Origin of the sequence: Rugamonas sp., from assembly GCF_025354735.1 — a bacterium.
Taxonomy (GTDB): domain Bacteria; phylum Pseudomonadota; class Gammaproteobacteria; order Burkholderiales; family Burkholderiaceae_D; genus Rugamonas.
The window spans coordinates 17,679-40,091 of sequence record NZ_JANXMI010000279.1; the positions used below are offsets into that span (position 1 = coordinate 17,679).

The window sequence follows — 22,413 nt, forward strand, 5'->3', positions numbered from 1 at the left end:
GCCCGGCATACTGCGCGCACGCGCCATCATGTCCCGGCCAGCGGCAGGCCAGCAACAACCATACAAGGAGAAGTCGCATGAACACACGGATCGCCGCGACGATAAAAACATCGCTGGCCACGGCGCTGCCGGCGCGGACCGCGCACGCCGCCGGACTCATTGCCAACCTCCTTGCCTGCTTTACAGCCTATTTTACAGCCAGTCTTCTGCTGCTACCGCTGACGGCCTGCCACGCGCCCGACGCCAACGCCAATATGGACAACGCCGCCGCGCCGCTGCTGGTACGCCAGGGCGAGCGTATCAACGTGCCGGCCAATTCGCCGCTGCGCGCGCGCCTGACCGTGGCCGCCGTCGCGGCGTCGTCCGCCGCGCACACCGTGACGCTGCCGGCGGTGGTGGAAGCCGATCCCGCGCGCAGCGTCAACATCGTGCCGCCGCTGACGGGCCGCCTGCTCGAATTGAAAGTCAAACTGGGCGACAGCGTCAAGGCCGGCCAGCTGCTGGCCGTGATCGCGGCGCCGGAGCTGGCGCAAGCCGTGGCCGACGCCGACAAGGCCCGCGATGCGCGCGCGCTGGCGCAGCACGCGCTGCAAAGGGCGCACGGCGTCAACGAGGCCGGCGCCAACGCATCCAAGGATCTGGAACTGGCCGAGAGCAATTTCGCGCAGGCGGCCGCCGAAGCCACCCGCGCCGACTCGCGCCTGAAAACCCTGGGCGCGAATAACAGCAATGGCAACGGCAGCGGCCGCACACTGTCGCTGACGGCGCCGATTTCCGGCACCGTCACCGCGCTCGCATCCGGCGCCGGCGCCTACCTGAACGATCCGACCGCCGCGCTGATGACCATCGCCAGCCTCGATCCGGTGTGGATCACCGCCTACGTGCCGGAAAATCTGGTCGCCGCCGTCGGCAAGGGCGCCGCCGCCAGCGCCAGCCTGCCGGCCTATCCCGGCCTGGCGCTGAAAGGCACGGTCGCTTTCGTCGGCGCCGCGCTGGAAGCGGACAGCCACCGCAACAAGGCCCGCATCAGCTTCGCCAACGCCGACGGCAAACTCAAACCGAATATGTACGCCAGCGTCGGCCTGGTGCTGCCGCAGGCGGCGCAGGTCAGCGTGCCGGCATCGGCGCTGCTGATGAATAACGACAGCAGCACCGTCTTCGTCGAAGTCGCGCCGTGGACCTACCAGCGCCGCAGCGTCGAACTGGGCGCCGAAGACGGCGACGCCGTCCGCATCGTCTCCGGCCTGCGCGCCGGCGAGCGCATCGTCACGCGCGGCGGAGTGCTGCTCAATGATTAACCAGCTGATCGCGCTGTGCTTCCGGCGCCGCCATCTGGCGTGGGTGATCGCCATCGCGGTCGCCATCTACGGCTACATCTCGTGGACCCACATGGCCGTCGAAGCCTATCCCGACATCAGCGACGTCACCGTGCAGGTCAGCACCCAGGTGCCGGGACTGGCCGCCGAAGAAATCGAACAGCAGATCACGACGCCGCTCGAACGCGCGCTCGGCAACACGCCCGGCCTGGTCACGGTGCGCTCCAGCAGCACCTTCGCGCTGTCCCTGATTACACTGGTGTTCCAGGACGGCACCGACGATTATTTCGCGCGCCAGCGCGTCAGCGAACGCATCGCGCAAGTGACGCTGCCGGCCGGCGTGCAGGCCAGCCTAGGTCCCATCTCCAGCCCGTCCGGCGAAATTTTCCGCTACACGCTGGAATCGGACAGCAAGAACCTGATGCAGCTGTCCGAGCTTCAAAAGTGGCTGGTGGTCCCGGCGCTCAAGCAGGTGGCCGGCATCGCCGACGTCAATAACTTCGGCGGCTACACCAAGGAATTCCAGCTCGAACTCGAGCCCGCGCAATTGCAGCGCTACGGCCTGTCGCTGAACGACGTCGTCGCCGCCATCAACAACAACAGCGCCAACGCCGGCGGCGGCCGCATCGCGCGCGGCGAGCAAAGCTATGTGGTGCGCGGCATCGGCCAGATCCACACGCTCGACGACCTGGGCGCCGTCGTCGTCACGCAGACCGGCGGCGCGCCGGTGCAGCTGCGCGAACTGGGCAAGCTCCAATTCGGCCACCAGGAGCGCGAAGGCATCATGGGCAAGGACCTGAACCCGGACAGCGTCGAAGGCATCGTCCTGATGCTGAAGGGCGAAAATCCGTCGCGCGTGCTCGAAGGCTTGCACGCCAAGGTCGCACAGCTACAGAAAAAACTCACGCCCATGGGCGTGCGCATCGCGCCCTATATCGACCGCGACGACCTGGTCGACCTGACGGTCCACAAGGTCACGCACACCGTGCTCGAAGGAATAGGGCTGGTCTGCATCGTGCTGATACTGTTCCTCGGCAGCCCGCGCAGCGCCATCGTGGCGGCGGTCGCGATTCCGATCGCGCTGGTGACGGTGTTCATCATCATGAACGCCACCCACATGCCGGCCAACCTGTTCTCGCTCGGCGCGATCGACTTCGGCATCATCGTCGACGGCGCCATCGTCGTCATGGAAGCGATCCTGCGCCGCCGCGAAGAGGCGCCCGACGCCGAACTCGATGAGGATGACATCCTCGAAACGGCCAGCCACGTGGCGCGCCCGATCTTCTCCGCCACCCTGATTATCGTGGCCGCCTACCTGCCGCTGTTCGCCTTCCAGCGCGCCGAGGGCAAGCTGTTCACGCCCATGGCCTACACCGTCGCCTACGCCTTGCTGGGCGCGCTCATTTGCACGCTGGTGCTGATTCCCGGCCTGGCCTTCGCGGCGCTGCGCATGCCGCGCAAGGTTTTCCACAACCGCCCGCTGGAGTGGCTGACGGCCGCCTACCGCAACACCCTGAGCCGCCTGATGGCGCGTCCGCCGATCGCCGGCGCCATCGGCCTGCTATGCCTGGTCGCGGTGCTGGTGCTGGGCGCGACGGCCGGCCGCGAATTCCTGCCGGAGCTCGACGAAGGTTCGCTGTGGCTGCAAGTGCAGCTGCCGTCCGGTTTATCGCTCGACAAGGGCAGCGAAATGGCGAGCCAGTTGCGCCGCACCCTGCACGAATTCCCGGAAGTGTCGTACGTGGTCACGCAAGTGGGCCGCAACGACGACGGCACCGATCCGTGGACGCCGTCGCATATGGAAGTGCCGGTCGGCCTGAAGCCCTACGACCAGTGGCCGGCCGGCGAAACCAAGGCGCGGCTGATCGCGCGCATGAACGCGCGCTTCGCCCGCATGCCCGGCTTCGACGTCGGCATCAGCCAGCCCATCATCGACGGCGTCAACGACGCCATCGGCGGCGCCCACAGCCCGCTGGTGCTGCGCGTCTACGGCGGCGACTTGAAGCAGAGCCGCCGCATCGGCGAGCAAATCGTCGCCATCCTCGGCTCGATACGCGGCACCGCGTCGGCCTCGCTGTTCCAGGAGCCGCCGATACCGCAGATGGTCGTCAAGATCGACCGCGAGGCGACAGCGCGCTTCGGCGTCAGCGCGGCCGACGTCGCGGCGCTGATCCAGACCGGCGTCGGCGGCGCGCCGGTGCTGCCGGTGTTCGTCGGCGAGCGCAGTTACAACGTCACCGTGCGCTTCCCGAAAAACAGCAAGGGCGGGCCACAGGCGCTGGGCCAGTTGTTTTTGAACAGCTCCAGCGGCGCCAAAATTCCCTTGTCGCAGGTGGCCGGCATCGCGCTGCAAACCGGCGAGAGCACCATTTCGCACGAGGGCGCCGAACGCCAGATCACGGTGCGCATCGACAATCGCGGCCGCGATTTGACCTCCTACCTGGCCGAGGCGCAGCAGCGCATCGACCGGGAAGTCAAATTCGATCCGGCCGAGGTGCGCCTGGAATGGGCTGGCCAGTTCGAGAACGAACGCCGCGCGCAGGCGCGCCTGACCGTCATCCTCGGCCTGGTGATTTTGCTGATGGCGGTGCTGCTGTTCTTCCAGTTCGGGAAGCTGCGCCAGGCCTTGCTGATCCTCGGCGTGGTGCCGCTGGCGACGCTGGGTGGCCTGATCGCGCTGCACCTGACCGGCGAAACGCTTAACGTCGCCACGGCGGTCGGCTTCATCGCGCTGTTCGGGGTCTCGGTCCAGAATGGCATCATCATGGTGGCCAACTTCCGGCGCGTGCGCGGCGAGGGGCTGGAGCTGGGCGCGAGCGTCATCGCCGGCGCCACCGAACGTCTGCGGCCGGTGCTGATGACGGCCACCGTCGCCTCCTTCGGCATGCTGCCGGCGGCGCTGGCCACCGGCGTCGGCACCGACGTGCAGCGCGGGCTGGCGACCGTCGTCGTCGGCGGGCTGGTGGTGTCGACGCTGCTCACGCTGTTCATTTTGCCGGTGCTGTATTTCGCGATGGAGCGCTACTTCGAGGGCCGCAGCGCCAACCTGGCGCCGCGCAGCCTGCGCTGATGTTAACGATGATGAACGGGGTCAGAGCCATGCGCCAACCACACAATATATTCAAGCTGCGCCACGCGTTCGCCGCCGCCGGCTGCGCGACGCTGATCGCCGGCTGCGCCGCCGGCCCGGATTACGCGCGGCCGAACGCCGCGCTGCCGACGGCTTATACGGCCGGCGCCAGCGAGCCGCCTCCATCGGCGGGCGGCGCCGACGACGCCCAGCGCTTCGATGCGGCGCTCGATATTCCGGCGCAGTGGTGGCAGCTGTTTCATTCGGCGGCCCTGAACCAGCTGATCGAGGCCAGCCTCCAGCACAATCCGACCGTGGAGGCGGCGCAGGCCGCGCTGCGCTCGGCGCGCGAGAACGTCGACGCGCAGCAGGGCGCGTTCTATCCGACGGTGGACGCGTCGTATGCGCCGACGCGGCAGAAGGTGGCCGGCACGCTGGCCAGTCCATTGGCGTCGAACGCGTATTACTACAATCTGCACACGGCGCAGGTGACGGTGTCCTACGTGCCCGACCTGTTCGGCGCCAACCGCCGCCAGGTGGAATCGTTGCAGGCGCAGGCCGAGTCGCAGCGCTATCAGATAGAGGCCACCAGCTTGACGCTGACCGCCAACGTCGCCAACGCCGCCATCGAGTATGCGATGCTCGATGCGCAGATCGCGGCCACGCGTGAAATGGTCGGCGCCCAGACCACGTTGCTGACGATGGCGCGCAGGCAGCTGGCGCTGGGCCAGGTGGCGCAGGCCGACGTGGCGACCCAGGAGGCGGCGCTGGCGGCGAGCGAAGTGGCCTTGCCGGCGCTGCAAAAACAGCTGGCGGTGCAGCGCAACCTGCTGACGGCGCTGGCCGGCCGCTATCCGGGCGACGGCACCGCGCCATCCTTCGATCTCGACGCGCTGCAACTGCCGGCGACGCTGCCCCTGACGCTGCCGGCCAGCCTGGTCGAACACCGGCCCGACGTGCGCGCCGCCGAAGCCGAGCTGCAAGCGGCCAGCGCGCAGGTGGGCGTGGCCGCCGCCAACCGTCTGCCCAACATCACGCTGGGCGTGAACGCCTGGGGTTCGTCGGCCAGCACCCTGGGTGAGCTGTTCAAATCCGGCACCGGTTTCTGGTCGCTGGCGGCCAGCGTCGCGCAGCCGGTGTTCGACGGCGGCGCGCTCAAGCACCGGCAGGGCGCGGCGCAGGCGGCCTACGAGCAGGCGGCGGCGCAGTATCGCGGCACCGTCATCACGGCCTTCCAGAACGTGGCCGACGCGCTCAACGCCATCGAATACGACGCCGTCGCCCTGCGCGCTGCGACCAGCGGCGAACGCGCGGCCGCCAAAAGCCTGGGCATCGGCAAGCGCCAGCTGGCGCTGGGCGACATCAGCCCGATGGCGTTGCTGGCCAGCGAACAGGCCAGCCAGCAGGCGCGCTTTAACTTGGCGCAGGCGCGCGCCAACCGGCTGGCCGACACGGTGGCGCTGTTCCAGGCGCTCGGTGGCGGCTGGTGGAATCGCGGCGGCGGCTAAAAGATCGGCGCCGATTAAATGCGGCGGCGGTGTATGCTGGCGTTATAAAAATACGCGGGGAGACGCAATGGAAATCGAGCGCTACGACATGGGGCCGCGCTTCAGCGAGATGACGGTGGTCGATCTGGGCGTGGCGAGAATGATCTACATCTCCGGCCAGGTGGCCGAGAACACGGCGCTCGACGTGCGCGGGCAGACGCGCGAAGTGCTGGTCTTCATCGACCGCCTGCTGGCGCGCGCCGGCGCCGACAAGCGCGCCATCGTCTCGGCGCGCATCTACCTGGCCTCGGCCGGCGATTATGCGGCGATGAATTCGGTGTGGGACGACTGGGTGGCGCCAGGCCACGCGCCGGCCCGCGCCACGGTCGGCGCGAAACTGGTCCGCCCCGAATACAAAGTCGAAATCGAAGTGACGGCGGCCACGCCGGCCAACTCCGACAGCGGCGCCGGCGCGGTTCGCCATCGAGGGTAGCCATGAGGCCAAGGGCGAGGCGCACCATCGCATTGTTGTCGCTCGCGCTGCCGCTGGTAGCGAAGGCGCAGGCGGCGACGGCCGACGTCACGCTGTACATGATGGAAGTGCCGCCCTTGACCGTCAATGCCGTCGACCGGCGCGGACCGGCCGGCGATATCACGATGGAGGCGATCCGGCGTGCCGGCTACCGGCCCGATCTGAAGGTGGTGCCGAGCAACCGCGCGATGCGGCAGGTTCAACTGACCACCAGCCGCGACGAGCTGATTATCCCGCTGGCCAGGCAACAGGAGCGCGAGCCGCACTACACCTGGATTGCGCCGGTGGCCAAAGTCCATCGCGCTTTTTTTTCGATGACGCGGCGCGTGCGGTCGTTCGGCGAGGCGCGCACCGCGTTCCGCACGATCGCGGTGGCGCGCGGCACGGCGGGCCTCAACATCCTGCATGAACAGGGATTTCCCGACGCCCAGTTGGTGGAAGTGGTCGACGGCATCGCGGCGGCGAAGATGCTGATGATAGGCCGGGTCGACGCGTGGTACGGCCCCGAACTCCAGTTCAGGCAATGGCAGCGCGAGACCGATCCGCAAGGCCGCGTGCAAAAAGGCGCGCGCCTCGGATCGACGGAAAATTATCTGGCCTGTTCCCGGAGCTGCGATCCGGTGCTGGTGGCGCGCCTCGGCGAGGCGCTGGAGAAGATGCGCCGGGACGGCTCGATCAAGGCCATCGAGGCACGCTACGCCGGGGGCGAATAGCGAATCGGCAAACAATCGGATAAACGGTTTATATCGTTTATCCGGTGTGCGCTTACACGGCGGCGCTGACCTTGCCTTTTTCGGCGGCGGCCTGCATTTGCTGCTTGATGATGGCGTTGATCTTGTCGATGACGGCCTGGCGGTCGGCCGGCGACATATTGGCCAGATCGCTTTCCTTGATGCCCATCTGGGCCAGGATGGCGGCGCGCATGCGCTGCTCCGGCGTCATCTTGCTCAGGGCGGCCAACTGCGCTTCCGGGCTGTCGTCGCTGCCTTTGGCGGCGCTGAGCATGGAGGCGAAGTCGGCGCCGGACGACTTGGCGCCGCCCACGGCGGTCGGGCTGGCGTTGTTGTTATTGTTAATCGACGATATGTTCATCTATTCTCCTTGCGTGGTTGAGGGAAGGGACGCGTGTCCGCCATCTGTTAGCGGGGGGAGCGGGGCGCTACCCGGAAATGCGGCGGCTGGACTATAACTATTAAAAAGATATTTTTCAAGTTAGCTAACTCAGGGGCGCTTAGCGGCGCTCAGCGCCGATTCCACACCACCGTGCTTTGCTGCAGGCTGCGTCCCGCCTGACGCCGGCGGCGTTCGCGCCGCGAGCCGTGGGCGGCCGCCGGCGCGGACGGCCCGCCAGTCTGCACCCAGCCCAGTTGCGGTTCATATTTCTGCGCATAGCCGCCGGGCAGCACGTCGAACGCCGCGCCGGCGTGGCCGCAGAAATCCATCGCCACCTGGCTGTGGCGGTGCGCGAACCAGTTCGGCGTGACGAAATCGCTGACCAGCGTGTCGCCGATCTTGTAGCCGTATTGGTCGCCCTGCACCGGGTCGCAGATTTCGGCGGCCCAGAAATGCCCGGCCGTATCCTGATACGCACCGTTCAACCACGGGTCGACCGCCATTTCGCACAGTTCATGGCTGGCGCCGACCGACACGCTGGCGCCGCCGGCCCGCAGCGTCTTGACGAACACCTTGGAGAGTGGATTGCCGTCGTTGCTCAGGTCGTGATAGGCGAGGGCGCTGGCCTGGTCGCTATTGTCGAGAAACACCAACCACCAGGCACCGGCCGGCGGCGATTGTCCGGCCGGCAGCAGCGTGAAACGGGCTTGCTCCACCCGCCAGACCGATGCCAGGTCTTGATTCCACTGCCGCGCCAGGGCCGGCAGCATCGTCCCGATATCGGCATCGGACAGCGCCGTCGATTCATTGATGACTACGATGTCAGGCATGGTATAGCTCCCGCCGCTGATGGTGCTTTATTTATATCCTTTATCGTTGGAAAGTACAAGGCGCGGGCGTTTTGCGCCGCCGGGGCGCCGTGCGTAGGATAAAGATGACATTTCGCAATGTTAGCGGCTTACATAAGGGCCTAAGGTCGTCCTATACCGGCCACGGCCGGGCGCCGCTAAAGTGATACTCATCGGATCGGCAGGCAAGCGATCCCCACCGAGTCACTCCTTCACGAGGCCGCCAAATGTACACCACCACCGCCAACGACACCGCCCGCGACGCGATCATCGGCGCACGCCTGCTCAATGGCGGCGCGGCGGCCCCGGCCCCGATCAGCACGATAGGCGCGCAGCAGAACGACTTGCTGCGGGCCCTGTCGCGCGAGGACCTGGCGCAGTTGTTCCCGCATCTGGAATTCGTCAAGCTGAGCGTGCGCCAGCGCCTTTATGAGTGCGGCGGCAAGATCGATTACGCCTACTTCCCGACCAACGCCATCGTCTCGCTGCAATATGTGCTGGAAGACGGCGCCACCACCGAAATCGCCGTCGTCGGCCATGACGGCGTGGCCGGCCTGGCCATGCACGCGGCGGACCGCGCCAGCTGCTGCGCCATCGTGCAGTCGGCCGGCTACGGCTATCGCCTGAAAACGGAACACCTGCTGGCCGCGTTCAGCGAAGGCGGCGCCCTGGCCCGCTTGCTGATGCGCTACACCAGCGCCATGTTCGCGCAGATGGCGCAAAACGTCGTCGCCAGCCGCCACAGCAGCATGGAACAGAAACTGTGCCGCTGGCTGCTCGACCGGCTCGACCGCTCGGTCTCGAACGAACTGAAGGTGACGCAGGAAACCATCGCCCAGATGCTCGGCGTGCGGCGCGAAAGCATCACCGGCGCGGCCGGCAAATTGCAGGACGAGGGGATGATAGAGTGCGGCCGCGGCCGCATCCTCGTGACCGACCGCGCGCGCATGGAGCGCTATGCCGGCAGCTGCTACACGGCCGGCCGCGCCGCCGCCTTGCAGACGCAAACGTATCACGCTTGATTGCTGCGGACACAGGGAGCGGAAGTGGGCCGCGACGTCAAACAGACGACGGATTTCGCGTCCCGCTTCAGGTGACAATTTGCGTATTTTGCTCTCAGGAATAATGCTATCCTGACAAAATTCCTTTTTGCGGCGCTGCGCTTCCATGCCCGACTCGCTCCTCCCCCTGTATTTGCTGCTTTTCCTCCCCCTCAAAGCGCTGTGGCGTAGCCGGTATCCGGCTCCGCCCAAGCCGACATTGCCCGCATTGCAAAGCTATTGGCGACAAAGCCGCTTCCTGCTCGTGCTGCTCGGCGTGTTTGCGCTGGTCGCGTGGCGGGGAAATCACTCTGTCAAGGAACTTGGACTCGCGATTCCGCCATCGCCGGGCGGCGTTTGGGGCTTGGTGTGCGCCGGCTGTCTATTGGCGGTGCTGCTGATTGTCGATCAGTGGATGGCGTTCAGGATGACGGAGGAAGATCGCGTCAAACAGGCCGACAAATTAGGCGAGCTGCCGTTTCCGATGCCGCGAACCGGCGTTGAAACTATCGCCTACATCGCCATGATGCTTGCGATGACGGCAAGCTGGGAGCTGCTGTATCGCGGCTATCTGCTGCTGGTGCTCGCGCCGCTCACCGGCATGCCGCTGGCGGTGGCGCTGGCGGCCGTCGCCTATGGGGCCGCGCACGGCTACAAGAATCCGTGGCAATTTGCCGGTGCCATCGCGATCGCTTTGGCGTTCACCGTTGGATACGCGCTCACCGGCAGTCTGTGGTGGCTCATCGTGCTGCATGCGGCCACGCCGCTGTCCATGGTTTACGTGGTGCGCAGGCTGAAGGCGGCGGCGCCGCTGGATGGGGCGGTGTCGCCGTAACAAGATGCGTGAGCAGTGCGATGCCACCGCCTCCGGCTGGGAATGGCGGCCCGCATCGCCCACTTCTGCGCCGTATTATTAGCGCGATTACTTCGCGCGGCGGCGCGCCAGCCAGGCGGCGGCCAGTCCCAGGGCGACCAGCGCGATCGAAGATGGTTCCGGCACCGATGTCCGGGCGACGGTGGTCACCACATCCGTGGTATCGAGCAGGTTGACCGACAGGAGCCCGTGCTCAAACGAGACATAGGCGAAATTGCGCAATCCCCAGCCCGACGCGTCGTGATTCCAGATATTTTTCGCGATGTTATAACTGCCGAAATCGGATACCTGCGCCAGGCTGAAATCGTAGCCCCCTGGAATTTCGTAGGAGAACGCGGTGAGTTCGTTCTTGGAGAGGATGCCGTCCGCATTGCTGTCGAAGCCGGTGAACTGCCCGTACGCGGCCACAAAATTATCGACAGTCACTGAATAATTGATGACGGTGGCACTGGCGCCGTGGGCGAAACAGCACAGCGTCAGCGCGGACAAAAGTTTGGCGGCGAATTTCTGGATGGTCATTTTATTTTCCCTGAGAATAATTATCTTTCATGCGAGTAATAAGCAATTAATGTGCCAATTTGGCAAGATCCATATTTATCAAGCACTTACGAAATATTGAAAATTGTCAGCGTGGAAAAGTGTAAAGTTTTCCGACAATAATCGACCGAGTACCGACATGCTAGTTACCACTGGGAAACAAGTCCCGTCGATGGCGATAAAAACTGAAAAAAAGTACAATTCGGTCAATTCCGAAATGCTAATATTGCTACCATTCCGCATTGGCGCACTGTCGGCGCATTTTCGCCTGTGCACAGGCAACGGTAGAACAGGATTCGAGCGCGTATGGCCACTTTGGTTCACGATTTCATCTTCCACAGCGCGCTGCGCGCCCGCCGGGCCGCGGCCCTGATCGGCGGCGCGCGGCCGCATGGTGAGGAACCGTGCGGTCTGCGGCGCGAACGGACGGCATGATGGCGACCCGCGTTTGCATCACCGTCGACACTGAGTTCAGCATCGGCGGCGCCTTTGCCGACGCCGACCGCACGCCCGTGGGCGAGCCGCTGGTGTGGTGCGACGTCGGCGGCCGCTCGCAGGGCTTGGGCTTTTTGCTGGAGCAGTTCCAGCGCAGCCAGATCCCGGCCACCTTTTTCGTCGAGGCGCTGCAACAGCAGTATTTCCGCCACGATCCCATGGGCGCCATCGCGCGCCGCATCCACGCCGAGGGCCACGACGTGCAGCTGCACGCCCATCCGTGCTGGTCGGTGTTCCGTCACTCGGACTGGCGCGAGCGCGTGCGTCAGCAGCCGCGCCAGGACGATTTCCACGGCCGCGACGAGGATTCCTCGCTCGAACTGATCCGCGAGGGACTGGCCACCTTCGGCGGCTGGGACGTGCCGGCGCCGACCGTGTTCCGCAGCGGCAGCCTCCAGCATGACGACTCGATGTACCGGGCGCTGGCGCGGTCCGGCATGCCTTACAGTTCCAGCGTCGGCGTCGCCATGTTCGACAGCGGCGACGAGCGCTACCGGCTCTACAGCGGCATGCACCGCCGCCACGGCGTCGTCGAATTCCCCGTGCTGACCTTCGAGGACTGGCGCTTCGGCGTGCGCAGCCACCGCAAGGTGCTGACCATTTCCGGCACCAGCTTCGCCGAGACGCGGTTGCTGCTGGAACGCGCCCACGCGGCCCAACTGCCGCTGGTCGTCGTGCTGACCCATCCGTTCGAATACGTGCAGTGCCGCGACCACGGCCGCAGCCCGGCCCGGACCCACGGCGTCAACCAGGAGCGGCTGACGCAGTTATGCCGGTATCTGGACGGCGAACGGGGGCACTTCCTGCCGTGTACGCTCGGCGGCGCCGCGCCGGTGCTGGCCGCCGCCGTCGATACGGCCGCCGTGGACGCCGACAACCTGCTGCTGCAAGGCTCGTCCTGGCGCAGCCTGCACCGCATGGCGACGCAAGTGACTTACGACCGCTACGGCGCGCTGGCCTTGCAGCGCCTGGAGCGTGCCGCTTGAAGGCCGCGATCGACCGCCGTTTCGGCACCTGGCGCGGCCTGGCCCGCCTGGCGCTGGCCTACGCCGAATTGCTGAGCGGACGCCTGCTGCGCTTCCGCCTGCGCCATCCCGAACGGGTGCGGCGCGTGGTCTTCGTTTGCCTCGGCAACATCTGCCGCAGCGCCTACGCCGAGCAAGCGGCCCACGCCGTCGGCCTGAACGTGGTCTCGGTCGGACTGTCGACGACGACCGGCGCGGCGTCGCCGGTCTCGGCGACGGCGGCGGCGGCGCGGCGCGGCGCCCACATGACGGCCCACCGCGCCTGCGACTGGAGCGATTACGAAGTGCGCTCCGGCGACCTGCTGCTGGTGATGGAAATCCGCCAGGCCCATGCCGTGCGCCGGCGCCTCGGCCCGCGCGACGACGTGCAGGTCGGCCTGCTGGGCATGTGGTGCGCGCCGCCGCTGCCGCACCTGCACGACCCCTTCGAATTGAGCGACGGCTATTTCGACAGCTGCTTCGCGCGCGTGCAGCAGGCCGTCGGCCGGCTGGCGCTGGCGCTGCCGAACGCGCGCCTGGCCCGGCTGCGCGGGGAGGGCGGATGAAAAAGGAATTCTCGCTCTACCTGGACCTGATGCGCTTCGTGGCCGCCGTGCTGGTGGTGATCTACCACTCCAATTCGCGCCTGCTGAGCGTGGCCCACCTGCCGTTCAGCAACCACGGCCACGCCGCCGTCATCGTCTTCTTCGTGCTGTCGGGCTACGTCATCGCCCACATCACGGCCCAGCGCGAAAACACGCCGCTGGAATACTGGTCCAGCCGGCTGGCCCGCTTTTATTCGCTGGCGCTGCCGGTGGTGCTGCTCTGTCCGCTGCTCGACCATTTCGGCCGCGCCCTCGCGCCCGCCTTCTACGAGGGGCGCGGCACGCCCGACCTGATCTGGCTGCGCATGCTCACCAGCCTGAGCTTCCTGAACGAGGTGTGGACGGTATCGATCATGTCGTTCTCGAACACGCCGTACTGGTCGCTGTGCTACGAGATGTGGTACTACATCGGCTTCGCCATCGTCATCTTCACCCGCGGCCGCAGCCGTGCGACGCTGCTGGCCGCCGTGGCGCTGCTGCTGGGGCCGAAGATCCTCCTGCTGGCGCCGGTCTGGGCCCTGGGCGTCGTGCTGCAACGCTGGCAATGGCTGCAACGCTTGCCGCCGCTGCCGGGCGCGCTGCTGTGGATCGCCTCCTTCGCCGCCTACGCCGGCTTCCAGGCGGCCGGCCTGACCGACGTCGGCGCCGACCTGCTGGGCCGCATCGTCGGCCCCTATTGGCTGCGCCAGCTGGCGTTCTCCAAGTTCGTCATCACCGACTATCCGCTGGCGTTGATCGTGGCCGCCAATTTCGCCGGCGCGCGCGCCATGGCGCCGATGCTGGGGCCGTGGCTGTTGCCGCTGGCGCGGCCGATACGCTGGCTGTCGAGCTACACGTTTTCGCTGTACATCATGCACCAGCCGCTGCTGCAGTTTTACAGCGCCGCCATCAACGGCGACCCGCGCGGCCCGCTGTTTTACTGCGAAACGATGGCGGCCACGCTGCTGACCGTGTGGGCCGCCGGCACGCTGACCGAACACCGGCGCGGCGCGTTGCGGCGCCGCATACACGGCTGGCTGGCGGCGCTGTTCGGCAGCCGCTGGTGGCAACGGCGCGTCAGCGGGCCGCTGGGCGCGCGGGCGGTACAGGGTTAATGGCGATGCCGCTGCCTGTCGTCGTGCTTGGCATCGATACGCCGATCGGACTGACCATCATCCGCGACCTCGGCCGCCACGGCGTGCCGGTCTACGGCATCGCCCGCAGCCGCGCCGCGCCGGGCTTGTCGTCGCGCTACCTGCGCCAGGGCCTGATGCGGGCCGCGGACGAGGAGGGCATCATCGCGCAATTGCTGGAGCTGGGCGCGCGGCTGGGCCCGGCCTGCCTGTACGCGATCTCCGAAAGCGACATCATGATGCTCAACCGCCACCGCGCGCGGCTGGAGCGCTGCTACCGCATGCTGCTGCCGGACGCCGCCCGCATGGAGATCGTGCTCGACAAGGAACGCACCTACGAAGCCGCCGCCCGCGTCGGCGTGCGGGTGCCGCGCACCGCGCATCCGGACTCGTTCGACGCCGTGCGCGCCGCCGCCGATACCCTGCGCTTTCCGGTCGTGCTGAAATGGTCCGATCCGAACGGCGTGGTGCGGCTGCTGGAGGGCGCCGGCCTGGCCCTCGACAAGGCGCGCTACTGCCAGGACGCCGACGAGCTGCTGCGCTACCTGGCGCCGTACCAGGCCGTCGGCCGCTATCCGCTGATCCAGGAATATTGCCCCGGCTACGGCCTGGGCCAGTTCGTGCTGATGCGCGACGGCGTGGCCCACTGCACCTTCCAGCACCGCCGCGTGCACGAATGGCCGCCCGAAGGCGGCGTGTCGACGCTGTGCGAAACGGTGGGGCTGGAACAGCACGGCGAGCTGATGCTGCGCTCGGTGGCGCTGCTGCGCGCGCTGCGCTGGGAAGGCATCGCGATGGTGGAATACCGGCACGATCCGCTGACCGGCGAATCGGCGCTGATGGAAATCAACGGCCGCTTCTGGGGCAGCCTGCCGCTGGCCTATCACGCCGGCGTCAGTTTCCCCTGGATGTTGTACCGTTTGCAGGGACTGGACCAGTCCGTCACGCAAACCGCGTATGTGGGCGGCATCCAGTGCCGCTTCATGATCGCGGAAACCAAGCGCCTGCTGCGCCTGCTGTTCCAGCAAAAGAAGGTGACGGACCGGCAGCTGCGCTGGAACCGTGGCGCCGAGCTGTTCGGCTACCTGCGCGATTTCCTGCGGCCGAACATGCACTATTTCGTGTTTGAGTGGCGCGATCCCATGCCGCTCCTGCGCGACCTGTGGGCGGTGGCGCGCCGCCGGGGCTGATGTCCCAGACGCGCTGAATTCGCTGCGCAACAGCACACTAGGCGCCTGCACGGCCCAGCCCGCATCTATCCCGCACCGCCGCACTAGCTAATCCTTCCGTCCGGGAGGTGTTGCCCCACATCCCAATCCAGCTCGTCGGCGCCTACGCCGGCGTACCCCATTTCGTCCGTCGACCACCATGGCGACCGTGATTCCCGGTCCACATCCGGCCGCTTGCAAGATTCTGTATCTCATCGAATGTTTCAAATAGGCGAAGGGGCGGGCAATCGCTCACGCATAAAGTTCATCGGTCCAATGCTGGATAAGCCGCTAGTTGAATTAAGTAAATAATTTCTATTAAAATATTTTTTGTCGTTTAATTGGAACAAATAAAAATATTTCATATGGATTAAATTGTGCAGCGCAGCTAACGAGTATTATAAATTTAACGTTGAATTAAAAAAAATATTTTCATTTGAAACTATTTCCTATTAAAAATATTTAAGTGTTTGAATTTAAACACATATTTGAAATACATACCACCAATTTCCCAATGGAAAATAATTCCTGTGTTTGTGCGATGCACAAGAAATATTAATTTAATAGATTGCAGGTATTATTTCTTATCTTTAATAATTTTGATTTTTATTGCTTTGACATGCTGAAATTCCGGAGGGAATGAATATGCATACAGAATTTGAATCGGTCATCAGTAATTACTGTGCCGATAGCATAGAGCTCGATACACAAACCCGATATTGCCGCGTACTAAAGGACGCCGGCGCGTATGCCTCGAATGGCGGCGCCCATGGCGCGGCCCCGCTGGGGACGGTGGATCATCCGGTGCTCAGCACATTCACCCTGCAACGTAGATTCGAGGTATTGGCACAGACCAACCCAGGCGCGGCGGCGATAAAGAGTGGCGCGATCAAACTCACTTACGGCGAGCTCGATGCGCAGGCCGACGGCCTGGCCGTCTTGCTGCAGCGGCGCGGCGTCCGCTCCGGCAGCGTGGTGGCGGTGTGCATGGCGCCCTCGATCTCTCTGCCGCGTGCCGTGCTCGCCGTGCTCAAGGCCGGCGCCGCCTGCCTCATGCTGGACCCGGCGCAAAAAACGGCGCAATTGAGCGCCGCGCTGCGCGAACGGGAGGCCATGTTGGTGTTGACGGCGGCCGATGCCACGCCTTTGTCGATCCAGCCCGCGCAGGAGATACGCTGTACGGAAGATGGCGGCGGACTGCCGTTCGCGTGGCCGGACGAGTATCCGACCCACCGCCTGTCGCCGGCCTACGCCCAGCGCAACCACCCCGATGGCCCAGGGGCCGGCTTCGGCAGCCATCTTTCGGTGACGGAACAGTTGTTGGCGATCCAATCGATGAGCCCCATCCGTCCAGGCGAGGCGGTCATGCAGTGCTCCGAGGCCACGCCGACGGCCTTTCCCTGGGGCGTAGTCTGGGCCCTGTCTTATGGCGCCACCGTGCTGATCGCGGCGCCCGGCGAGACCGCCGATGCCTATTATCTGCGTCAACTCATCCTGCGCGAACACATCACGGCCATGCCGGCGGTGCCGGCCTTGCTGGCGCTGCTCGAGCGCGCCTCCGAATACGGCGACCTCGGCCCTCTGCGCACACTGTTTTGCGCCCACGCCTGCGCACCGGGACGGGGCCTTGTGCCTGGCGGCATCCTGGCGGGTGTCGATAACCATTGCCATTCCAACTAGGGAGCTCCCACGATCATGAAAGCACATCTCGCCACCGTCATCGCCATGACACCGTCGCACCTTTTCGTGCCGGAAATCGCCATCGCCGCCCGGCGTGCCGGCGCGGTCGGCGTACTCGACCTGGGGCCGGCCTATGCGCCCGCCGCCGATCAAGACGCCTCCGCGTCGCCCCTTGACGCCAGGGCGCAGCGCCCACAGGCGGCGCTGCGGGCCTTGTCGGCTTTGGTGCGCGATGGCGCCGGCAAGACGGGCTGGGGCATCCGCTGGGAGGTGGATGAACAAACGGATGAGCAAACCGGCGAGCGCGCCGAGTCCGGGGGCGGGGAGCTCGCCGGCCTGATGGCGCTGCTGACGCAGGCGGTGACGGGACCGCTGCCGCTGCTGGTGCTGGCCGGCGTCGCCCCGTCGCGCCTGGCCGCGGTCCGCGAACAGGCCCAGGCCATCGCCGCCTGTGTCGTGCTGGAAGTGCGGGAACTGGCAGCCGCGCAAGCGGCCGAGGCGGCCGGCTATGACGGCGTCATCGTCAAGGGGCATGAGGCCGGTGGCCGGGTCAGCCCCCGTTCATCGTTCATCCTGCTCCAGGAACTGGCGGGGCGGCTGACGATCCCCTACTGGATCCAGGGTGGCATCGGCGTCCATACCGGCGCCGGCGCCGTGTTGTCGGGCGCGGCGGGCGTGGTGCTGTGCGAGCAGCTGTGGCTGGCCGCCGAGGGGCCCTACGGCAGCGAGCCGGAACGCCAGGCCATGCGCCGCCTGGACGGCAGCGAGACCGTGCTGGTCGGCGGCGGCGAGCAGCTGACGCGCGTGTTCAACCGCTCCGGCCGTGCGCTGCTGCGCCGCATCGAACTGACCCAGGCCGGCGGCCGGCCCATACAAGCACTGTTGCGTGACGGCCTGAGGGCGGGCGCCGACGGCGACGCCGACGGCCTGGTGGCGGCGGGCCAGGATATCGCTCTGGCGGAGCCCTGGGCCCAGCGCTACGGCACGGTGGGCCGCATGGTCGTCGCGGTCGCCGCCGCCTTGTCGGAGAATCTGCGCCTGGCCGCGCAGCAGCAGGCGCTGGCCCCGCAAGGCCCGCTGGCGCGCACCCACGGCACCCACTATCCGATTGCCCAAGGGCCGATGACGCGCGTGAGCGACATCGGCGCGTTCGCCGACGCGGTGGCCGACGGCGGCGCCTTGCCCTTCCTGGCGCTGGCCGTGATGCGCGGTCCGCAGGTGCGGGCCATGCTGGAGCAGACCGCGGCCCTGCTGGGCGAACGGCCATGGGGTGTCGGCATACTGGGCTTCTTGCCGCTGGCCATGCGGCAAGAGCAGATGGCGGCGATCGTCGCCATCCGGCCGCCGTTCGCCGTGATCGCCGGCGGCCGCCCCAGCCAGGCGCGCGAACTCCAGGCGCTGGGCATCGTCACCTATCTGCACGTGCCGTCGCCGGGCTTGCTGGTCAATTTCGTGGCCGAAGGGGCGCGCCATTTCGTCTTCGAAGGGAGCGAGTGCGGCGGCCACACCGGTCCCCGCACCAGCTTCGCGCTGTGGGAGCTGATGCTCGAAACGCTGGCCGCCGCCGACATCAAAGACCCGCAGTCCCTGTGCATCATGTTCGCCGGCGGCGTGCACGACGCGCTGTCGGCGGCGATGGTGGCGGCGATGGCGGCGCCCCTGGTGGCGCGCGGGGCGCGTATCGGAGTGTGGATGGGCACCGCCTATCTGTTCACCGAGGAAATCGTCGACACCGGCGCCATCGTGCCGGAGTTCCAGTCGCAAGCGATCGCCTGCAGCGAGACGGCCTTGCTGCAATCCGGCGTGGGCGTCTACACGCGCTGCGCCTGGACCCCGTTTTGCGACGAGTTCGACAAGGTCCGCCAGCAGTTGGTGCTCGCGTCGAGTTCCGAAGAGCAGACGCTGCTGGAACTGGAGACGATGAACATCGGCCGGCTGCGCATCGCGGCCAAGGGCGTGACCCGCAATACCGATCCCGACACGGCCGACCAGCTGCGCTATGTCGAGGTGGACCGCGACACGCAGCGGCGCGAGGGCGTCTACATGCTGGGCGACGTGGCGCGCCTCAGGGAACGCACCCTCAGCATCGCCGCGCTGCACGACGACGTCGCGGCCGGCGGCGCGCGGTTGCTGACGGCGGGCCGTCCGGTCGAGGCGGTGGCGCCGCCGCGCCGCGAACAGCACGATATCGCCATCGTCGGCATGGCCTGCCTCTTCCCCGGCGCCCAAAGCCTGCGCGAATACTGGGAAAACATCGTGCGCGGCGTGGACTCGGTGCGCGAGGTCGATCCGCAGCGCTGGAACGCGCAGCAGCTGTTCGACCCCCAGCGCGGCACGCCGGACAAGATCTACGCCAAGTGGGGCGGTTTCCTCGACGATATCGCCTTCGATCCGCAACGCTACGGCATCGTGCCGGCCAGCCTGGCGTCGATCGAGCCGATGCAGCTGCTGGCGCTCGAAGTGGCCAGGCGCGCGCTGGCCGACGCCCGCTTCGACGCGCTGCCGTTCGCGCGCAAGCGCACCGCCTGCGTGTTCGCCGTCGGCGGCATGGCCGACCTCAGCTGCCAGTACAATTTCCGCACCCTGCTGCCGCTATACCTCAGCCAGGTCGACGGCCTGGCGCCCGAGGCCAGTGAGCGCATCCTCGCCCAGCTCAACACCGAGCTCTTGCCGCAGTGGACCGAGGACGCCTTTCCCGGCATCCTGGGCAATGTGGTGGCGGGCCGGATCGCCAACCGGCTCGACCTGGGCGGCACCAACTTCACGGTCGATGCCGCCTGCGCCGCCTCGCTGGCGGCGCTCGACGTCGGCATCAAGCAGCTGCGCGGCGGCGAGGCCGACGTGGCCCTGGTGGGCGGGGTCGACTGCACCAACGGCGCCATCGGCTTCATGTGCTTTTCGCAGACCCACGCGCTGTCGCCGCGCGGCCGCTCGCGGCCGTTTGACCAAAGCGCCGATGGTATCGCTATCAGCGAAGGCGTCGGCGCCGTGGTGCTGAAGCGCCTGGCGGACGCCGAGCGCGACGGCGACCGCATCTATGCCCTCATCAAGGGCATCGGCAGCTCCAGCGACGGGCGCAACCGCAGCCTGACGGCGCCGCACGCGGCCGGCCAGGTGTTGGCGCTGCAACGCGCCTATGACGATGCCGGCGTGGCGCCGGCGCAGGTGGGCCTGATCGAGGCCCACGGCACCGGCACGGCGCTGGGCGACCAGTCCGAATTGCAGGCGCTGGAGGCCGCCTTCGACGGCGTCGGCATGACGCCGCGCAGCTGCGCGCTCGGCTCGGTGAAATCCATGATAGGCCACACCAAGGTGGCCGCCGGGATGGCCGGCCTCATCAAGGCCGCGCTGGCCCTGCAGCAGCGCGTGCTGCCGCCGACCATCGGCGTCGCGCAGCCCACCGGCGCCATCGATTTCGGCCGCTCGCCGTTTTATCTCAACACCGAGGCCCGGCCCTGGCTGATGCCGGCGGCCGGCCGGGACACGCGCTATTGCGGTGTCAGCGCGTTCGGCTTCGGCGGCACCAATTTCCATACCGTGCTGGCGGAGTACCGGCAGGGCTACCGCGCCGGCGACGCGCTGGCCCTGGCGCCGCGGGAGACCGAGATCTTCGCCATCGCCGGCGCCAGCGCCGGGCAGGTGGCGCAGCAGGCGCGCCGCCTGCTCGACGCGCTCGGACCGGTGGAGCAGGGCGAGCTCGCGACCCTGGCCCATGCGCTGTACCGCGAACTGCAGGCGGCGCGGCGCGCGGCGGGCGCGCCGCCATGCCGCCTGACCTTGCTCGCCGGCTCGCCCGGCGAACTGCGCGCGCGGCTCGAGCGGGCGCTGGAACTGCTGCCCAGCCATACCGAATTCCAGCAGGCGCCCGGCCTGTTCTACCGCGACGACAACGCCGGCCTCAGCGCCAACGCCGGCGACGTCTGCTTCCTGTTCCCCGGCCAGGGTTCGCAGCGCGTCAACATGTTGCGCGACCTGGTGCTGGGCATGCCCGCGCTGCACGCCTGCTTCGATCCCGCTCCCGCTGCCGGTGACGCCGACGCGACGGCGCGGCCGCCGGTCGCCGGCCGCATCTATCCGCCGCCGGTGTTCAGCGACGCCGAGCGCGAAGCGCAGCAGCAGGCCCTGAACGCCACAGACGTGGCGCAGCCGGCGCTGGGCATGGTGGGCATGGCCGGCTGCGAACTGCTGGCCGCTTACGGCTTGCTGCCCGACGTCGTGGCCGGCCACAGTTATGGCGAATATGTCGCCCTGTGCGCGGCCGGCGTCATCAGCCGCGCCGACCTGCTGCGCCTGTCGTATGCGCGCGGCAGGCTGGCGGCGGCGGCGCCGGCCGGCGCCATGGCGGTACTGGAGAGCAATGGCGAACAGGCGGCGGCCGCCATCGCCCGCAGCGGGCTGGCGCTGGCCATCGCCAACTTCAACGCGCCGGCGCAGACCGTGATCGCCGGCGCCACCACCGCTATCGACGCGGCCGTGGCCATGTTGTCGGCCGAGGGCACGCGGGTGCGCAAGCTGCCGGTCGGCGCCGCCTTCCATTGCGCCAGCATGGACGGCGTCCGCCTGGGCCTGGCGGCGGAACTGGCGTCGGTGCGCTTCGACGCGCCGGCGCTGCCGGTCTATTCGAACACCACCGCCGCGCCGCACGCGGCCGACGGCGAGGTGGTGCGCGAGGTGATGGCGCGCCATATCGCCGAGCCGGTCCGCTTCGTCGAACAGGTCGAGGCCATGTACCAGGCCGGGGTGCGCGTGTTCATCGAATGCGGGCCGGGCATGGCGCTCGGCGGCCTGGTGGACGCCATCCTGGACCGGCGCCCGCACGCCACGCTGGCGCTGGACGCGGCGGGCCGGCCGGGCTGGCCGCAGCTGGGGCAGTTGCTGGCGCGGGCGATCGCGCTGGGATTGCCGGTCGACCTGGGTCCCTGGTTCAGCGGCCGCGGCCTGGCCGGCGCGACGCTAGACCAGGTAGCGGCCGGCCGCGTCCAGCCGGGCCGGCTGGCCTGGCGCGTCAACGGCGGCCGGGCCATCCCGTGGTACAAGCCGCGTCCGACGCCCGTGTCGCCGCCGCCCGCGCCGGCGCCCTACGCCGGGCCGCCGCCGGGCGCCCATCCGGCCGGCATCGCCGCCGCCCGGCCCGCCGTTGCCAGCAGTGCCAGTGTTTCGCCCCGCCGTCCCCTTCCGCCCCCCGCACCTTACAGGAGAAGCAGCATGAAAGCCGAACAATTCCCACCGCTCACGCCACCCGAGCCAGCGCACGGCGCAGTCGGCTACGACGCCGCGCCATCGCCGGACGCCTTCTCGCAAATCCAGCACGGCCTGGCGCGCATGCTGGACCTGCAGTGCGAACAGCAGTTAAGCCTGCGCCATTTCCTCGATTTCCAAACCCGGCTCAGCGAACTGGGCCAGGACAGCGCGCCGGCCCCGGCGCGGCCGCTGCCGGCGCCGGCCAGCGCGCGGCTCGCGCCGCCAGCGCCCGCTTTCATGCCGCCGCCGCC

General features: G+C 67.4%; 16 protein-coding genes. 13 read left to right on the plus strand and 3 right to left on the minus strand.

Features of this window, described 5'->3' with window-relative positions:
• The first annotated feature begins 77 nt into the window (after window positions 1-77).
• The 5 genes from Q0S71_RS22535 to Q0S71_RS22555 all read left to right on the plus strand — a co-directional run bounded on the left by Q0S71_RS22535 (window position 78) and on the right by Q0S71_RS22555 (window position 7,118).
• Entirely contained in the window at window positions 78-1,298 is a 1,221-nt protein-coding gene (locus tag Q0S71_RS22535; RefSeq protein WP_296000792.1) for an efflux RND transporter periplasmic adaptor subunit, read from the plus strand.
• Window positions 1,291-4,386: a CusA/CzcA family heavy metal efflux RND transporter gene (locus tag Q0S71_RS22540; protein ID WP_296000793.1), complete on the plus strand. Its 3,096-nt coding sequence runs from the start codon at window positions 1,291-1,293 to the stop codon at window positions 4,384-4,386. Before Q0S71_RS22535 ends, Q0S71_RS22540 begins: the two co-directional genes overlap by 8 nt.
• Window positions 4,387-4,415: 29 nt before the next feature.
• Window positions 4,416-5,894 carry an efflux transporter outer membrane subunit gene (locus tag Q0S71_RS22545; protein WP_296000795.1) on the plus strand — a complete coding sequence of 493 codons (1,479 nt, stop codon included), beginning with the start codon at window positions 4,416-4,418 and terminating at the stop codon, window positions 5,892-5,894.
• A gap of 67 nt (window positions 5,895-5,961) precedes the next feature.
• The gene (locus Q0S71_RS22550) at window positions 5,962-6,366 is read left to right on the plus strand and encodes a RidA family protein (protein ID WP_296000799.1); all 405 of its coding nucleotides are present in this window, start codon (window positions 5,962-5,964) and stop codon (window positions 6,364-6,366) included.
• 2 nt (window positions 6,367-6,368) lie between these two features.
• Entirely contained in the window at window positions 6,369-7,118 is a 750-nt protein-coding gene (locus Q0S71_RS22555) for an ABC transporter substrate-binding protein (RefSeq protein ID WP_296000801.1), read from the plus strand.
• A 52-nt stretch (window positions 7,119-7,170) separates the two neighbouring features.
• On the opposite strand, the gene Q0S71_RS22560 is transcribed toward Q0S71_RS22555, so the two are convergent.
• Together Q0S71_RS22560 and Q0S71_RS22565 are read right to left on the minus strand one after the other, a co-directional pair.
• Window positions 7,171-7,497: a hypothetical protein gene (locus tag Q0S71_RS22560; RefSeq protein WP_296000802.1), complete on the minus strand. Its 327-nt coding sequence runs from the start codon at window positions 7,495-7,497 to the stop codon at window positions 7,171-7,173.
• Window positions 7,498-7,646: 149 nt separating this feature from the next.
• Complete coding sequence (locus Q0S71_RS22565; protein WP_296000804.1) at window positions 7,647-8,348, minus strand: hypothetical protein; 702 nt, start codon at window positions 8,346-8,348, stop codon at window positions 7,647-7,649.
• Between the two features lie 245 nt (window positions 8,349-8,593).
• Between Q0S71_RS22565 and Q0S71_RS22570 the strand changes: the two genes are divergently transcribed.
• Both Q0S71_RS22570 and Q0S71_RS22575 read left to right on the plus strand, forming a co-directional pair.
• A complete protein-coding gene (locus Q0S71_RS22570) occupies window positions 8,594-9,388 on the plus strand; it encodes a Crp/Fnr family transcriptional regulator (RefSeq protein WP_296000806.1) in 795 nt (264 codons plus the stop codon).
• Between the two features lie 145 nt (window positions 9,389-9,533).
• Window positions 9,534-10,241: a CPBP family intramembrane glutamic endopeptidase gene (locus Q0S71_RS22575; RefSeq protein ID WP_296000808.1), complete on the plus strand. Its 708-nt coding sequence runs from the start codon at window positions 9,534-9,536 to the stop codon at window positions 10,239-10,241.
• 87 nt (window positions 10,242-10,328) lie between these two features.
• Here Q0S71_RS22575 and Q0S71_RS22580 read toward each other — a convergent pair whose 3' ends face one another.
• Window positions 10,329-10,799, minus strand: a complete 471-nt coding sequence (locus tag Q0S71_RS22580; protein ID WP_296000809.1) for a PEP-CTERM sorting domain-containing protein — start codon at window positions 10,797-10,799, stop codon at window positions 10,329-10,331.
• 452 nt (window positions 10,800-11,251) lie between these two features.
• On the opposite strand from Q0S71_RS22580, the gene Q0S71_RS22585 reads away from it, so the two are divergent.
• The 6 genes from Q0S71_RS22585 to Q0S71_RS22610 all read left to right on the plus strand — a co-directional run.
• Complete coding sequence (locus Q0S71_RS22585; RefSeq protein WP_296000811.1) at window positions 11,252-12,298, plus strand: hypothetical protein; 1,047 nt, start codon at window positions 11,252-11,254, stop codon at window positions 12,296-12,298.
• The gene (locus tag Q0S71_RS22590; protein WP_296000812.1) at window positions 12,295-12,882 is read left to right on the plus strand and encodes a hypothetical protein; all 588 of its coding nucleotides are present in this window, start codon (window positions 12,295-12,297) and stop codon (window positions 12,880-12,882) included. The genes Q0S71_RS22585 and Q0S71_RS22590 overlap by 4 nt, the downstream gene beginning before the upstream one ends.
• The gene (locus tag Q0S71_RS22595) at window positions 12,879-14,015 is read left to right on the plus strand and encodes an acyltransferase (protein WP_296000814.1); all 1,137 of its coding nucleotides are present in this window, start codon (window positions 12,879-12,881) and stop codon (window positions 14,013-14,015) included. The genes Q0S71_RS22590 and Q0S71_RS22595 overlap by 4 nt, the downstream gene beginning before the upstream one ends.
• Window positions 14,016-14,020: 5 nt before the next feature.
• Window positions 14,021-15,223: a hypothetical protein gene (locus Q0S71_RS22600; RefSeq protein ID WP_296000816.1), complete on the plus strand. Its 1,203-nt coding sequence runs from the start codon at window positions 14,021-14,023 to the stop codon at window positions 15,221-15,223.
• Window positions 15,224-15,886: 663 nt separating this feature from the next.
• Complete coding sequence (locus tag Q0S71_RS22605) at window positions 15,887-16,921, plus strand: AMP-binding protein (RefSeq protein ID WP_296000817.1); 1,035 nt, start codon at window positions 15,887-15,889, stop codon at window positions 16,919-16,921.
• A 15-nt stretch (window positions 16,922-16,936) separates the two neighbouring features.
• Window positions 16,937-22,413 (plus strand): type I polyketide synthase (locus Q0S71_RS22610; RefSeq protein WP_296000819.1); only part of this gene is annotated, 5,477 nt, incomplete at its 3' end.

Coding starts and splice junctions, on each gene's coding strand:
- Q0S71_RS22585 (WP_296000811.1), top strand. CDS start 11,252: ATGGCGACCCGCGTTTGCATCACCGTCGACACTGAGTTCAGCATCGGC.
- Q0S71_RS22595 (WP_296000814.1), top strand. CDS start 12,879: ATGAAAAAGGAATTCTCGCTCTACCTGGACCTGATGCGCTTCGTGGCC.
- Q0S71_RS22575 (WP_296000808.1), top strand. CDS start 9,534: ATGCCCGACTCGCTCCTCCCCCTGTATTTGCTGCTTTTCCTCCCCCTC.
- Q0S71_RS22535 (WP_296000792.1), top strand. CDS start 78: ATGAACACACGGATCGCCGCGACGATAAAAACATCGCTGGCCACGGCG.
- Q0S71_RS22545 (WP_296000795.1), top strand. CDS start 4,416: ATGCGCCAACCACACAATATATTCAAGCTGCGCCACGCGTTCGCCGCC.
- Q0S71_RS22570 (WP_296000806.1), top strand. CDS start 8,594: ATGTACACCACCACCGCCAACGACACCGCCCGCGACGCGATCATCGGC.
- Q0S71_RS22600 (WP_296000816.1), top strand. CDS start 14,021: ATGCCGCTGCCTGTCGTCGTGCTTGGCATCGATACGCCGATCGGACTG.
- Q0S71_RS22565 (WP_296000804.1), bottom strand. CDS start 8,348: ATGCCTGACATCGTAGTCATCAATGAATCGACGGCGCTGTCCGATGCC.
- Q0S71_RS22560 (WP_296000802.1), bottom strand. CDS start 7,497: ATGAACATATCGTCGATTAACAATAACAACAACGCCAGCCCGACCGCC.
- Q0S71_RS22540 (WP_296000793.1), top strand. CDS start 1,291: ATGATTAACCAGCTGATCGCGCTGTGCTTCCGGCGCCGCCATCTGGCG.
- Q0S71_RS22555 (WP_296000801.1), top strand. CDS start 6,369: ATGAGGCCAAGGGCGAGGCGCACCATCGCATTGTTGTCGCTCGCGCTG.
- Q0S71_RS22605 (WP_296000817.1), top strand. CDS start 15,887: ATGCATACAGAATTTGAATCGGTCATCAGTAATTACTGTGCCGATAGC.
- Q0S71_RS22550 (WP_296000799.1), top strand. CDS start 5,962: ATGGAAATCGAGCGCTACGACATGGGGCCGCGCTTCAGCGAGATGACG.
- Q0S71_RS22580 (WP_296000809.1), bottom strand. CDS start 10,799: ATGACCATCCAGAAATTCGCCGCCAAACTTTTGTCCGCGCTGACGCTG.